At 65.3% G+C, this 14,356-nt stretch carries 11 protein-coding genes; 5 read left to right on the top strand and 6 right to left on the bottom strand.

Annotated features, from left to right (window positions below; genetic code table 11):
- The first annotated feature begins 50 nt into the window (after positions 1 to 50).
- The 4 genes from AC3YOG_RS06385 to AC3YOG_RS06370 are packed head-to-tail and all read left to right on the top strand — an operon-like array spanning position 51 to position 4,255.
- The gene (locus AC3YOG_RS06385) at positions 51 to 908 is read left to right on the top strand and encodes an ABC transporter permease (RefSeq protein ID WP_489934561.1); all 858 of its coding nucleotides are present in this window, start codon (positions 51 to 53) and stop codon (positions 906 to 908) included.
- The gene (locus AC3YOG_RS06380; protein WP_489934486.1) at positions 901 to 2,517 is read left to right on the top strand and encodes an ABC transporter ATP-binding protein; all 1,617 of its coding nucleotides are present in this window, start codon (positions 901 to 903) and stop codon (positions 2,515 to 2,517) included. The genes AC3YOG_RS06385 and AC3YOG_RS06380 overlap by 8 nt, the downstream gene beginning before the upstream one ends.
- Positions 2,514 to 3,545, top strand: coding sequence for a four-carbon acid sugar kinase family protein (locus tag AC3YOG_RS06375; protein ID WP_489934485.1), 1,032 nt, complete (start codon positions 2,514 to 2,516; stop codon positions 3,543 to 3,545). Before AC3YOG_RS06380 ends, AC3YOG_RS06375 begins: the two co-directional genes overlap by 4 nt.
- Positions 3,546 to 3,556: 11 nt before the next feature.
- Entirely contained in the window at positions 3,557 to 4,255 is a 699-nt protein-coding gene (locus AC3YOG_RS06370; protein WP_127754634.1) for a FadR/GntR family transcriptional regulator, read from the top strand.
- Here AC3YOG_RS06370 and AC3YOG_RS06365 read toward each other — a convergent pair whose 3' ends face one another.
- Positions 4,256 to 4,753, bottom strand: coding sequence for a lipocalin family protein (locus tag AC3YOG_RS06365; protein ID WP_489934484.1), 498 nt, complete (start codon positions 4,751 to 4,753; stop codon positions 4,256 to 4,258). It abuts the gene before it with no gap.
- A 243-nt stretch (positions 4,754 to 4,996) separates the two neighbouring features.
- On the opposite strand from AC3YOG_RS06365, the gene AC3YOG_RS06360 reads away from it, so the two are divergent.
- A complete protein-coding gene (locus tag AC3YOG_RS06360) occupies positions 4,997 to 5,704 on the top strand; it encodes a L,D-transpeptidase (protein ID WP_489934483.1) in 708 nt (235 codons plus the stop codon).
- 36 nt (positions 5,705 to 5,740) lie between these two features.
- On the opposite strand, the gene AC3YOG_RS06355 is transcribed toward AC3YOG_RS06360, so the two are convergent.
- The 5 genes from AC3YOG_RS06355 to AC3YOG_RS06335 form a co-directional block, all read right to left on the bottom strand.
- Positions 5,741 to 8,623, bottom strand: coding sequence for a bifunctional diguanylate cyclase/phosphodiesterase (locus tag AC3YOG_RS06355; protein WP_489934482.1), 2,883 nt, complete (start codon positions 8,621 to 8,623; stop codon positions 5,741 to 5,743).
- Positions 8,624 to 8,760: 137 nt separating this feature from the next.
- Complete coding sequence (locus AC3YOG_RS06350; protein WP_489934481.1) at positions 8,761 to 9,582, bottom strand: HpcH/HpaI aldolase/citrate lyase family protein; 822 nt, start codon at positions 9,580 to 9,582, stop codon at positions 8,761 to 8,763.
- Positions 9,579 to 10,784 (bottom strand): CaiB/BaiF CoA transferase family protein, encoded by a 1,206-nt coding sequence (locus tag AC3YOG_RS06345; protein WP_489934480.1) that lies wholly within the window; start codon positions 10,782 to 10,784, stop codon positions 9,579 to 9,581. The genes AC3YOG_RS06350 and AC3YOG_RS06345 overlap by 4 nt, the downstream gene beginning before the upstream one ends.
- Before the next feature lie 216 nt (positions 10,785 to 11,000).
- Positions 11,001 to 12,059, bottom strand: a complete 1,059-nt coding sequence (locus AC3YOG_RS06340) for an ABC transporter ATP-binding protein (RefSeq protein WP_489934479.1) — start codon at positions 12,057 to 12,059, stop codon at positions 11,001 to 11,003.
- Between the two features lie 129 nt (positions 12,060 to 12,188).
- The gene (locus AC3YOG_RS06335) at positions 12,189 to 14,285 is read right to left on the bottom strand and encodes an ADP-ribosylglycohydrolase family protein (protein ID WP_489934478.1); all 2,097 of its coding nucleotides are present in this window, start codon (positions 14,283 to 14,285) and stop codon (positions 12,189 to 12,191) included.
- Between the last annotated feature and the right edge of the window lie 71 nt (positions 14,286 to 14,356).

Here is a 14,356-nt window from a genome sequence, read left to right as displayed (position 1 = left end):
CCGTCACTCCCGCCCCCAGCGAAAAACAGCGCCACTGGCCCCTGCTCTCCATGCTCTGGCGCGACAAGCTGGCCTTGGTGTCGGCCATCGTGCTGCTGATCATCATCCTCTTTGCCGTGTTCGGCCCCATGCTGCTGGGCGATCTCGCCTCGAGCCAAAACCTGCGCGGCCGCAACAGCCCGCCCTTTGACCTCGCGCGCGGCTGGGCCTTTGTGCTGGGCGGCGATAGCCTTGGCCGCCCCATGCTCGCGCGCCTCGTTGTCGCGGCGCGCTCGACCATGCTGGTTGCCGCCGGCACCGTGGCCGTCGCCATGCTGGTGGGCGCGGTGCTGGGCCTGCTCGCCGGCTATCTCGGCAAGCATGTCTCGCAGGCCATCATGCGCCTTGCCGACGTCATCATGAGCTTCCCCTCGCTCCTCATCGCGGTGATCGTGCTTTACGTGCTGGGCCCCTCCATCCCCAACATGATCCTGGTTCTGGCCATCACCCGCATCCCCATCTATCTGCGCACCACCCGCGCAGAAGTGCTCGAAGTGCGCCAGCGTATGTTCGTGCAGGCCGCCGTGGTGATGGGCGCTTCGAACCGCCGCATTATCCTCCGCCATATCCTTCCCGTCGTCGCGCCCACGCTGGTCACCATCGCCACGCTCGATTTCGCCTTTGTGATGTTGGCGGAATCCTCGCTGTCGTTCCTCGGCATCGGCATTCAGCCGCCCGACATCACCTGGGGCCTGATGGTGTCGCAGGGCCGCCCCTATCTGACCTCGGCCTGGTGGCTGGCCTTCTGGCCGGGCCTGCTGATCGTCATCACCACCCTTGCCCTCAATCTCTTGTCCAACTGGATGCGCGTCGCGCTCGATCCCGCCCAGCGCTGGCGCCTTGAAGCGCGGAGCACCACCGATGCCTGAGGCCCTGCTCTCGGTTCACAACCTGTCGGTCGATTTCCACACCGCCCGCGGCACCGTTCATGCCGTGCGCAATGTGTCCTGGTCAGTCAATCGCGGCGAAACCCTCGCCATCCTCGGGGAAAGCGGCTCGGGCAAGTCGGTGTCCGCCTCGGCCGTACTCAACATCCTCGATATGCCCCCCGCCCATATCACCTCGGGCGAGATCCTCTTTGAGGGCAAAAACCTGCTGACGATGAGCAACGAGCAGCGCCGCGCCATCAATGGCAAGCGCATCGCCATGATCTTCCAGGACCCGCTGGGCCATCTCAACCCGGTTTACCCGGTGGGCTGGCAGATCGGCGAGGTGATGACCGCCCATGGCCGCTCACCCGCCGAAGCGCGCGCCCGCACGCTCGATCTCCTCACCCGCGTCGGCATTCCCGAACCCGAAAACGCCGTGCGCAAATACCCCCATCAGTTCTCGGGCGGCCAGCGCCAGCGCCTGATGATCGCCATGGCTTTGGCGCTCAAGCCCGATATCCTGATCGCCGACGAGCCCACCACCGCGCTCGACGTCACCATCCAGGCCGATGTGCTCGCGCTCCTCAAGGAATTGCAGGCCGAAACCGGCATGGGTCTCGTGCTCATCACCCATGACCTTGGGGTCGTCGCCGAAATTGCCGACCGTGTCGTCGTCATGAACAGCGGCCAGATCGTCGAGGCCGGCACGGTCCACGATGTCTACCACAACCCCCAGCACGCCTATACGCGCAAGCTGATCGGCTCGGCGCCCGGCAAGGGCGAGATCCGCCTGCTCGACGCGCAAGCGCCGGTGCTGCTCGAAGCGCGCGACCTCTGCAAGACCTACGGGCAATATACCGCCCTCAAAGGCGTATCCCTGACGCTGGCGCGCGGGCAGACCCTTGCCGTTGTCGGTGAAAGCGGCTCGGGCAAATCCACCCTGGCCCGCTCGATCCTGCGCCTCGAAACCGCCGACAGCGGAGCGGCGTTCTGGAAGGGGCAGGACCTGCTCAAGCTCAGCCCGCGCGAGCTGCTCGGCGTGCGCCGGCAGATCCAGATGGTGTTCCAGGACCCCACCCAGTCGCTCAATCCGCGCATGTCGGTTTACCAGCTGATTTCCGAGGGCTGGGACATCCACAAGCTCATGCCCGACCGCAAGCAGCGCCAGGCGCGCGTGCGTGAACTGCTGGAGCAAGTCGGTCTCAGCGCCGATCACGCCACCCGCTATCCCCATCAGTTCTCGGGCGGCCAGCGCCAGCGCATCGCCATTGCCCGGGCTCTTGCGCTCGAGCCCGAACTCATCATCTGCGACGAGGCGGTTTCGGCGCTCGACGTCTCCATCCAGGCCCAGGTGATTGCGCTGCTCAATAGCCTGCGCGAACGGCTGGGCATTTCCTTCCTCTTCATCGCCCATGATCTGGGAGTCGTGCGCGACTTTGCCGATACGGTGATTGTGATGAAGGCCGGCGAGATCGTCGAGCGTGGCCCCACCGAGCAGATCTTCACGGCGCCCACGCACCCCTATACCCAGCGCCTCCTTGCCGCGGCGCTCGATCCCGATCCCGAAGTGCAGGCGCAGCGCCGCGTCGCCACCATCGGCCTGGCATGACCCGGCTGGTTGTGCTCGCCGACGATCTGACCGGGGCGCTCGATGCCAGCGCCCCCTTTGCCATGCATGGCCTCTCGACCGCCGTGGCGCTCGCGCCGGCCGGATTGACCGAGGCGCTGGCCAGCGGCGCCGAGATCGTGGGCGTATCCACCAATAGCCGCGAGATCGACCCGCTCGCCGCCACGGCCGCCGTCCAGGCGGCGCTCGCCGAACTGCCCTGTGGGCTGCCGATCTTCAAAAAAGTCGACTCCCGCCTCAAGGGCAATATCCCCGCCGAGCTCGACGCCATCACTTATACCAACGCCCTAGTGATCCCCGCGATTCCCGCCTTTGGCCGCTGGGCGCGCGATGGGCAATTGGGCGGCTTTGGCATCAGCGAGCCCATCAGCGTCGCCAGCCGCCTTGGCGCGCATTCCGGCAAGGCCACCATTCCCGACGCCGTCACCCAGGCCGATATCGCCGCAGCGCTCGCCAGCGGCGAGCATGATCTGCTGGTGGGCGCCCGTGGCCTCGCCGAGGCGCTGGCCCAGAGCTGGTCCACCGCAAACGAGCCGCACCTCGCCGCAGCGGCACCGGCGTCAACGATCTACGTCATCGGCTCCACCGATCCCATCACCCTGGCGCAGATCGAAGCCCTGCGGGCACGCCGGCCCGACCTGGTTTATCTCGCCGCCCCGCTCGGAATCGCGCCGGCACAATTGCCTGCCGCCGCGCCCCTCACCCTGCTGCAGGCCACGCCGGGCGCCGAGCCGGCCGAACCTGCCCGCGTCGCCGCCAACCTGGCCGCCTCGCTTGCCCGGCTGGCCCCCGCGCCGGGCACCCGCCTCGTGCTTTCGGGCGGCGCCACCGCCCATGCCATTCTCGAGGCCATGGGCATTGGCGTGCTGTTCCTTGACGGCGAAGCCTTGCCCGGTCTGCCCCTTGCCCGCGGCGGCGGCTTCACGATAATCACCAAATCGGGGGGCTTTGGCGACAGCGACACGCTGCTGCGTCTGCTTGCCTCCCCGGTTGCGGGGCAAGGGGAGTGACACGAACAGCTATGTCCGATGGTCTCCAGGCACGGCGCAGCCTTTCCGACGCGGTTTTCGACCGCATGTTGCGGGCCATCAAATCAGGCGCCTATGGCGTCGATGAGCGCCTGCCCACCGAGCATACGCTGGCGGCCGAATTCCAGGTTTCGCGGCCCGTCGTGCGCGACGCCCTGCAGCGCCTGCGCGATCAGGGGCTGATCTATTCACGCCGTGGCGCCGGCAGCTTTGTGCGCGACCATGGCCTGCGCGAGCCGCTGGGCTTTGGGCAGATGGAGAACCTCTCCGATCTGCAGCACTGCTATGATTTCCGCCTCACCATCGAACCTGAGGGGGCGGCCATGGCGGCAACGCGCCGCACCGATGCGGCGCTCGCCGAAATCCGGGGCGCGCTTGATCTGTTGCGCGACGCCACGAACCGGCAGGCCCACCGCGCCGATGCCGATTTCATGTTCCACCTGGCCATCGCCAAGGCCTCGGGTAATCCCTATTTCTCCACCGCCATGCAGGCGCTGGAAGAACATATCGCCGTGGGCATGCGCTTTCATGGCATGTCGTTGCGCAGCACCAGCGATGGGCTCGCGCATGTATTCACCGAACACACCGCCATTTACGACGCCATTCGCGCAGGCGATGCCGAGGGCGCGCGCCAGATGATGAAAACCCACCTCTCCGGCTCGCGCGATCGCTTGTTCGAGCCGCGCCGCTAGCTACTGCGCCTCGACCATCGCGTCGGTGACTTGCCGGCCGGTGTGGCGCGGGGTGATCAGCTTGCTGAGGTCAAAGCCCTGCCGGCGGGCTTCCTCGAGCACCGCCTCGGGCAGTTGCGGCTCGCGCGCCAACACCCAGAGATTGTTGCGGTCCGGCCCGCCCACCAGCGCTACCTGATAGTCGGGATCGAGCTTGAGCACCCAGTAATCCCCGCTGGTGAACGGCAGCCAGCGGATAAACCCCGGCAGAAACGTCACCTTGAGCTTGGCCTTGCTGTCATCGACCGGTGTGGCTTCCCCCAGAGCCTGGCTCGGCTTGCCTTCCGCATCAAAGCAGCGATTGTCCACCCGCACCTTGCCCCCATCGCTCAGCGAATAGGTCGCGGTGATGTCGGTGGCGGTCTCGTCCTCCCATTTGAGCGGCAGCCGGCAGATTTCATACCAGCGGCCGAGATAGCGGTTGAGATCGAGCTTGGGGATCGTGGTTACAGCACTCATGGGGCACTCCTTGCCCGGTCCAACGCCACCCCGCCGGCAACGTTCCCCCTGCGACAAACCGGCCACTTTGCGGCCCTTAGCGCGCCAAACCGTTGCCGCAAAACCTCACCCCTCCCGCATCTGACCACAAAGAGCACACGATCGTTTGAGGGGCCTGCCCTTTGCCCTGCGTCAACAGTACTGACCTTTCCTTCTCCTCCGGGTCAGCCCCCGGCAAAACCACAAAGAACCAAGGATGGTCCAATGACGAGCCCCGTATTGAGCAGACGCAGATTTCTCGCCGGAGGTGCAGCCCTTGCCGGGCTGGGACTGGCGGGATGCACCAGCTCTGCCCCGGGCCTCGTTGCCGCCTCGGCAATCAGCGCCCCCAATGCGCCGCCCACGGCCAAGCCCCTGCCTACCAGCGTGCCGCCCGATGTCCAGGCTATGTATGGCGCCATCACCGATGATCTTTATCCCGTTCGCGCGTCGCGCATGGAGCTGGTGCCAGCCGTTTATTGGCGCCAGGAGGTAGACGATCCCACCGGGGAAAAGCCCGGCACGGTGATTGTCGATACCACCGATCGCTTCCTTTACCATGTGGGCGAAAACGGTCGCGCCACCCGTTATGGCGTGGGCATCGGTGCTGCTGGCTTTGAATGGTCTGGGCGTGCCCATATCGCCTATAAGCGCGCCTGGCCGCGCTGGACGCCGCCGTCCGAAATGATCGATCGCCACCCCGAACTCGAGCAATATCGCCACGGCATGGAGCCGGGACCAGACAATCCCCTCGGCGCCCGCGCGCTTTATATCCACCAGGGCAACCGGGACACGATCTACCGCATCCACGGCAACCAGGACGAAACCACGATCGGCAAGGCCGTATCCAGCGGCTGCGTCCGCATGCTGCCTCAGGACATCATCCATCTCTATGATCATGTTCGAAGCGGCGCCCCGCTCGTCGTCGCCTGATCCCCGCAGCATGGGGCTGCCGCCTGGTGCAGCCCCTTAGCCGGCGGTCTGGTCGGCCCGGAGCGCCGCTTCCCAGCGGCGTTCCTCCAACTGCTCGAGGAGGTCGGGAACCCGGCTAGCGGGAATGGGCCGGGAAAACAGATAGCCCTGGCCAAGATCGCAGCCGCGCTCGTGCAGAAATTCGGCCTGCTCGCGCCGCTCGATGCCCTCGGCCACCGTGGTGATGCCCATGCTGCGCGACATTTCCAGCACCGCATTGATCACCGCCGTGTCGCGCCGCTCGCTCGAGCCGATCAGCTCCACAAAAGAGCGGTCGATCTTGAGCACATCCACCTTGAACTGCTGCAAATGGGTCAGCGAAGCATACCCCGTGCCGAAATCGTCGAGCGCAATGGTGACACCCGCCTGCTGCAGCTTTTCAAGCGTGCTGACATGCCCGCCCATCTGGCTGATCAGCACGGATTCGGTGACTTCGAGCTCGAGCACACTTCCCGGCAGTCCCGCATTGTCGAGCCGCCACAGCACCCGTTCCGCCAGCCCCCGCTGGCGCAGATCCGCCGCCGACAGGTTGAGCGCCACCCGGCCAACCTCCAGCCCACCTTCACGCCACGCCACGCAATCGGCCAACACCCGGTCGAGCATGCGATCGGTGATCTCGACCGAGAGCTGGGCATCATCGAATGCGGCGGCAATGCTGGCCGGCGGCTGCAACCCGGATTGGTCATGCCAGCGCAGCAGCGCCTCAAAACCGGTCACCTGCCCCGAGCGCAGGCACAGCTTGGGCTGATAGAACGGCACGATAGCATCGGTATCGAGCGCCTTGCGTGCATTGGCCAGCGCCCTGGCTCGCGCTTCGGAGGCCTGCAGCATCTGCGGCTGGAAGCCCCGGATCGTTCCGGGCAAATCCGCCTTGGCGGCATAAAGCGCCAGATCCGCCGCCCGCAGCAGCTCGCCCGCGCTTTGCGCATCTCGGGGAAACACCGCGCCTCCGGCGCAATAGCTGACCGCGATCTGCAGCCCGTCAATGGCAACGGGCTGGTCAAGCGGGCCAAGCCGCTGCCGCGCCACTTCCATGCGCAGATCCTCGGCCGCAAGGCCCGGTGAGATGACCGCAAATTCATCGCCCCCCAGCCGCGCGACGGTTACCCCCTCAGGCGCTGCGGCTACCAGCCGGCTGGCGATCTCCTTGAGCAGCCGGTCGCCCGCGGCATGACCCATCGTGTCGTTGAGCGTTTTGAAGTTGTTGAGGTCAAACACCAGCAAGCCCACGATCTCGCCGGTGCCACGCGCCCGCTCCAGCGCCGCATCGAGCCTTTGGGCATACAGCGCCCGGTTGGGCAGCCCCGTCAGCGGATCATGGAACGCCGCCCATTGCAGCTCGGTCTCGGCCTGCTTGCGCGCGGTGATATCGAGCATCGAGCCAACGAACCGCACGGGCTTGCCAGAAGCATCGGGCACCAGCACCCGGCGCGAGGAGACCCAGATATAATCCCCATTCACCGTGCGGAACCGGTATTCCTGGGTATTCTGCCCTTGCCCGTCCCGCCCGAGCGGCTTTTCCATCCCCACCAGGGCACCGCGATCCTCGGGATGCACCTTGTCGGCCCACCAGGCAATATTGGTGCCTTGCGCCAGTTCGGGATAACCCAGAACCTTGCCCGCAATCCCGGTCCAGGCGGTGCGATCGCGCTCTACGTCATAATCCCAGATGATGTCGTTGGTCGCTTCGGACGCCAGCCGATAGCGCTCTTCGCTGCGGCGCAGCGCCGTTTCGGCCGCCACCTGCTCGTTTATATCCTCGAGCGAGCCATACCAGCGCAGCACGGTGCCGGCTTCGTCGCGCAACGGCCGGGCGCGGGCCCGAAACCAGCGATAGCTGCCATCGCGAAACTGCACCCGATAGCGCACATCCGCAATGCTCCCGTCGCCAGTGCGAACCGCCCGCGCCCACAGTGCGCGCACCGGCTCGCGGTCATCGGGATGCATGGCATTGAGCCAACCCTCGGTAATACTTTGCTCGCGCGACACCGCCACGCACTCCCACCAGCGCGGCCCCATCTCGAGCACCCGTCCATTGGCATCGGACAGCCACTGAATCTGGGAATTGAGCTCGATATAGGCACGGTGATGGGCTTCGCTGCCCCGCAGCGCCTCGAGCGCCGAGGCCAGCCGCTTGCCATCGGCAGCCGTGACATCCGCCAGGCGCCGGTGATGAAACACCAGCGTCAGCGCCGAAGCCAGCAGCAGCAGGCTCCCTCCAACCAGCACCCCTCCGACACCCGCCAGCTTCAGCTCCGGCCGGGCCGGCAGCCCCATCAATGGGGCCAGCTCGATGCCCGCACTGGCAACAAAATGGAGAAACAAAACCCCCAGCGCCAGGGCCGCACCCGCGGGCCAGGCCAGCGTCGCCTGGGCAAAGCGCTGCAGCAGCGGGCCCGCAAGCGCGGTGATCGCGATGCCCCCGATCACCGCCATCGCCAGCAAACCGTAATCAATCCGCACGATCTCGGCGCCATGCAGCGCTGTCATGTCAAAGAAATGGGCGATGGCCAGTCCCGCGCCGATCAGCACGCCCGCCAGGAGACCACGTGCCCGCTGCGGATCGGCAAAACCAACAATCCAGCCCAGCGTCGTCAGCACCAAGCAGAGCCCGACCGAAACCAGCGCCTCGAGCGGATTGAAATGCAATCCTGCCTGCGGCAGAAACCCGAGCATTGCAGTGAAATGTGTGGTCCACACCCCCGCGCCGGTGACCACGCCCGCCGCCAGCAGCCATAGAACGCGGTCCTGCCCCTTGGCGACGATGGCCCGCTGGGCCAGGCCGACAGCAGTGAAACTGCTCAGGATGCAAATAATGGCCGCGAGCGCGACATAGGCCGGATCATGATTGTCGACGATACCGGAATAGACGCGCAACATTGAGCTTAACTGGCCCCTCAAGCACTCCCTTCTAGTGCAAAGCCATTGCAAAACCCTGAATCCAACATGTCGACTTCGGCGGCAACTTGGATCGGCGGGCGGACAACTATAAATGTTTCAGTGGGATAACTAAACTGTCACGGCTTTGTTACTGCGAGCAGCGCTTGGGCGCGCGCAATAACTGGCGCGTCGATCATGCGGCCATCCAGCGCAAAGGCTCCACTCTCCTGGTCAGCGGCCGCGACGACGCGCTGGGCCCAGGCCAGCTCCTCGGCACTCGGGGCGAAACCCGCATTGAGCAAGGGCACGACGCCCGGATGCACGCAGGTGGCGCCATCAAAGCCATGCTCGCGCGCTTCGCGCGCCGCCGCGCTGATCCCCTCATGGTCGGTGTAATCAGCCACGCTGCGCAGCATCCCCCAGGACAGCAATCCCTGTGCCTTGGCGGCGTAATGCACCAGCAGCTTTGGCATCCGCAGCACGTCGGGCGTGGGCTGGCCGCCCAGCGCCAGCGCCAGATCCTCCCCGCCCGTCGCCAGCGCCAGCAGCCGGGGCGCGCGCGCAATAGCCCGTGCCTCAAGCACAGCGCCGGGGTCTTCTAGAATGGCCACGAGGCTCATGGGGCTGCGCCCGAGTTCACGCTCCGTCGGCTCGAGCGCTTCACCCAGCCGCTCCAGATCTGCCGCGCGCTCCACCTTGGGGACCAAGAGGCCCATCGCGCCGGCCCGGCACGCTGCAAGTGCATCTTCGATGCTTGCGGCATTGATGCGCACGAACACCTGCGCGCCCGTCTGCCCGACGCTGGGCACGCTCGCCCCGAGCCCCTCGCGGGCGGCAAGCTTGTGCTTGGGCGGCACGGCATCCTCGAGATCAAGGATGATGGCATCCGCTTGGCGCTGATGCGCCTTGGCGATGAAGCGCTCGGCATGGGCCGGCACATAGAGCAGCGAGCGGATCACGGCGCCACCGCTGCAGCAATCGCCGCCTCGTCCAGCCCCGCTTCGCGCAGGATTTCGGTGCTGTGCTCGCCAAGGCCTGGTGCCGGCCGTCGCCACACGCCGGGCGTGCCGGAGAGGCGCGGCACGATATCGTGCATGGGCAAATGGCCGAACTGCTCGTCCTCCACTTCGACGATGATTTCGCGCTCGGCAAAATGCGGATCGGCCATGGCATCGGCTATGTTGAAGATGGGCCCCACCGTCGCGCCGGACTGGCGCATGACCGCGAGCGCTTCTTCGCTGGGGCGCTGGGCAAACCAGGCACCCACCGCCTCGTCCACCAGGGCGCGGTGCTTGACCCGCTCGGAATTGTTGGCAAAGCGCGGATCCTCGTTCATATCGGCCCGCCCGATGATCTCGAAAATGCGCCGCGCCACCGCCGGGGTCGAGCCCGACAGCGCCAGATATTTGCCATCGGCGCATTGGTAGACATTGCGGGGCGATGCGGTGTTGGAGGCGCTCCCCACCCGCTGCTTGATCTTGCCCGTCACTGCATGAATGGCCGCTTCCGGACCGAGCACCGAAAACATCGGCTCGAGCAGACTAAGGTCGATGACCTGCCCCCGCGCCGTTCCGGCCTGACGCGCATAAAGCGCCATAGTCGTGGCCGAAGCCCCATAGATGCCAGCGATCATGTCGGCCAGCGCTAGCGGCGGTAGCACCGGCTCGCGGTCGGGAAAGCCCGTCCGGTCGGCAAAGCCGCTCATGGCTTCCACGATGGTGCCAAAGCCGGGGAACTGCGCATAAGGCCCGGTCTGCCCAAACCCGGAAATGCGCACCACGATCAGGTCGGGATTGCGCTCCAGCAGCGCCTGGGGCGCCAGCCCCATCTTTTCCAGCGTTCCCGGCCGGTAGTTTTCGATCAGCACATCAGCCGTTTCGATCAATTTCCACAACGCCGCCATTGCCGGCGCGTGCCGCAAATTGAGCGCCACCGAACGCTTGTTACGCCCATAGGTCTTCCAGAACAGCGAATGCCCGTCATCACGCCAGTCGCGCAGGGGGTCCCCTTCTGGCGGCTCGATCTTGACCACATCGGCACCAAAATCGGCCAGTTGCAGGCTGAGCATATTGCCCGCCATCAACCGCGACAGATCCAGCACCCGGATGCCATCGAGCGGCCCGGTTGCAGTTGGGTCAAAGGCCTTTTGCGCGTGCGTCATCAATTCAACCAATCTAACTGAGCCCTTTGCCGGATCGTCGCTTCCCGCTCCCTGTGGAGGGGGACCAGCTACCCAACTCACGGCTCCTGCCCTTCCCTCCCCTTGAGTGGAGGGATCAAGGGTGGGGTCGCCGGGCCGACCACTGATGCCTCCTCCAACCCTCTCCCCAAGGGAAGGGAGGTCCAAGCACCCACCCGCGTGCGTGCTGCCCTGAACTTACCGCAACCGCAGCCCGGTTTTGGTATCGAACACAAACAGCTTGGCTGGATCGATCACCAGCTGCACCACTTCGCCCGGCGTCAGCAGGGGATGGTCTCGCACCACCACCGACACGTCTTCCTCGCCCACCCGCGCCAGCACTTCCTGCGCGTCGCCGGTGGGCTCCACCACCAGCACCTCGGCCGGAACGCCGCTCGCGCCCAGTGTGATATGCTGGGGCCGCACGCCATAGGTGATCGCAGTGCCCGCCGGCACGTCGAGGGCGGTGCCGAGCGGCATCGACTGGCCGCCCTTGATCGCGATCTCGGTGCCGCCGGTGTAAGTCGCCTCAAGCAGGTTGATCTCGGGCGAGCCGATAAAGCCCGCGACAAAGAGGTTGGCCGGATTGTTGTAGAGCTCGAGCGGTGCGCCGGCCTGCTCGATCCGCCCACCGTTGAGCACCACGATCTTGTCGGCCATGGTCATGGCCTCGGTCTGGTCGTGGGTCACGTAAACCATGGTCTTGCCCAGCCGCTGATGCAGCCGCTTGATCTCACCGCGCATTTTGACGCGCAGCTTGGCATCGAGATTGGAGAGTGGCTCATCAAAAAGGAAAGCGCGGGGGTCGCGCACAATGGCCCGGCCCATGGCCACGCGCTGGCGCTGCCCGCCCGACAGCTCGCGCGGCAATCGGTCGAGCAGGTTTTCCAGCCCCAAAATCTCGGCGGCTGCGGCGACGCGGCTCTTGATCTCGGCCTTGGACGTTCCCGCCAGCCGGAGCGAGAAACTCATATTGTCCGCCACCTTCATATGCGGATAAAGCGCATAGCTCTGGAACACCATGGCGATGTCGCGTTCCTTGGCCGGCATATTGTTGACGATCTTGCCGCCAATGGTGATCTGGCCCGCCGTGATATCCTCCAGCCCCGCAATCATGCGCAGCAGGGTGGATTTGCCGCAGCCGGACGGGCCCACGAGCACGACGAATTCGCCATCCGCCATTTCCAGCGAGATGTCATTGAGCACGGTGACATCGCCATAGCGCTTGCCGACATGCTTGAGTTCGATTTCCGACATGCGGTCTCTCCTTGAGATTCGCCTGGCCCGGCGCTCACTGGGAGCGCACGGGCCAAAGCCTTGGCAGGATTAAACCCCAGCCACGGGGCAGACACCCTCCCCCACCCGGGGAGGGTTGGGAGGGGTTCCTTACCCCTCGACGATCTCGAAACGGCCCACGCTCATCCGTCCGGCCGAAGCCAGCCGCAGCCCGGCCATGCCATAGGCATAGTCGGCGTCGGTTGCGGTCACGAGCTGCTGCCCGTCAACGGCAAGGCTGAGCTGGTCGCCACGCACGGTGAATGCGATGTCGTAGCTCTTGCCGGTTTGGGCCTTGAACGGCGCCCGCGCCAGCACCGTGCTGCCGAAATCCTCCTTGAGGATCACGACCTCGTCGCCCTCGAGACCCGCCGCATAGAACCGGCCGGTGCCCTGCACCCGCGCGCTCACCAGCTGCGAGATGCCCGACAGGCGCTGGATATCGGCCTTCACCGTCACGTCGCGGCTATAATAATGGCCGGTCCACATATCGGCATCACCCGCCGTATGGCCCTGGATGCGGCCAAAGCTCTTGGTCCAGTGCCCACGATTATAGGTGAAGCGCGAAATGGCACCCCATTCCTGCACTTCCGTTGCCGGCTCGATCACGGTGTGACCCGCACCACCAACGCTGAAATCGGCGAGGAACAGGCGACCCAGGAACTTCAGCCGCCCGAAATACTCGATGGAAATGCCGATCTCGTCGATCGCCTCGGCCCCTTCGGGCACCGCAAAGCTGTAATCCTGCCAACCGGTGGCCGATGGCACATCCCAGGCGCCCACTTCCTCGATCGCCCCGCTCATGGTGCGGCGCACATAAGGCACCACCCGCAGATTGCCGTCGCCATTCCAGGGGTCGAGCCAAAGCTTGAAGCTGACGGTCTGGCCCCCATCCACCACCGGCGAGAACATCGGGCGATAGCGCTCGTCGTCAAAATCCGTGCGCCGATAAAACGGCTTCCAGAACACGCGCCCGCCCTGCCCGCGCTCAAGGCGGTCGAGCTGGATTTCAAGCGAACCGCGCGAGCCTTCGACATGGCGCTCGCCGGAATGCTTGACCGAGATCTGGTTGGTGCCATCGCTGCGGAAGCCATGGGTCGAGCCGGGCAGATCGAAGTCAAAGCGCAACCCGCGCCGCGTCATGTCCTCGATCCAAAGCTGGGGCACTTCGCGGCCGGCCAGCTGCAGCGCCAGCACGGTTAGCTCGCGGGCAAAGCTCGGGATATCGACAATGTTGATCGTGCCCACAATGCCCGAGGCAACAAGGAAGTCGTTGATGGGCTTACGATATTTGTCCCAACCCTCATGCAGGCCCTGGAAGGTCGCAACGATCGCCGCCGCATTGCCCGCATTGCAGTCGGTGTCCCAGCCCGCCATGGTCGCGATCTCGGCCGTGCGCGGCAGGTCGCCCTTCCCGTAAAGGATGGCCATGATCGTCACGCCGGCATTGGGGATGATGTGGCAAACGCCCGGATAGCGGTCATAACCCCATTCGGCTTCCAGCATCTCGCGACAGGCGCGCCAGTTGTCCGGGTTGGCGCGGTGAAAATCGATCACCGCCTGGCACACCCGCGCATAAGTGGAAGCCGGATCAATCGTTGCCAGCGCCGTCGCGATGATCTCGTCGATGCTCTTGGCCTCGAACGCCGCCGCAATCGCTGCCGCGCAGAACCGCGCCCCATTGAGCCCGTCGCCATCATGGGCCACCGAAGCGGCCATGGCCGACATGTCGGCTGCGCGCTGCGGATTGCCCGGGTTCACCCAACCCCAGCTATCGATAAAGATCTGCCCGCCGATCTGCTCGGCCACCGTCGTGCCGTTCTGGGCGATCGAGCCCGATTGCGGCGCAGGGATGCCGGCGCGCAGATTGCGATAAGCGGTGTGCTCGGTGGACACGCCAAACCCGCCCCACCAATACATGCCATGCTCTTCGGCGGCATAATTGAGCCAGGTCTTGCCCACATCCGCGGCCGTTGCCCTGAGCCCGTAATCGCGCAGCGCCCGGATGAAATAAACCGGGCCATTGGTGTCGTCGTCGGCGGCGAAATTCTTGAAGTCGCGCAGATACTGCGTCACCTCGCCATAGGTCTTCTGGATGCGCTCATAGCTCCAGATCGTGGGCTCGACGGGCGCGCCCAGGCGCACGCCGATGGCCTTGCCGATAAAGCCGGCATAGATCTTTTCGAGGATTTGGGTTTCGGACAGCATGCTTGAACTTTCGAATACTGAAGAGACTGGATGAGATGCTCAACCGCGGCGCGCGGCGAGCCGGACAGAGT

Source organism: Devosia sp. Z6_126 (assembly GCF_058133495.1).
Note: the sequence above shows the minus strand (reverse complement) of the source record. Positions and strands in the feature narration are given on the sequence as shown.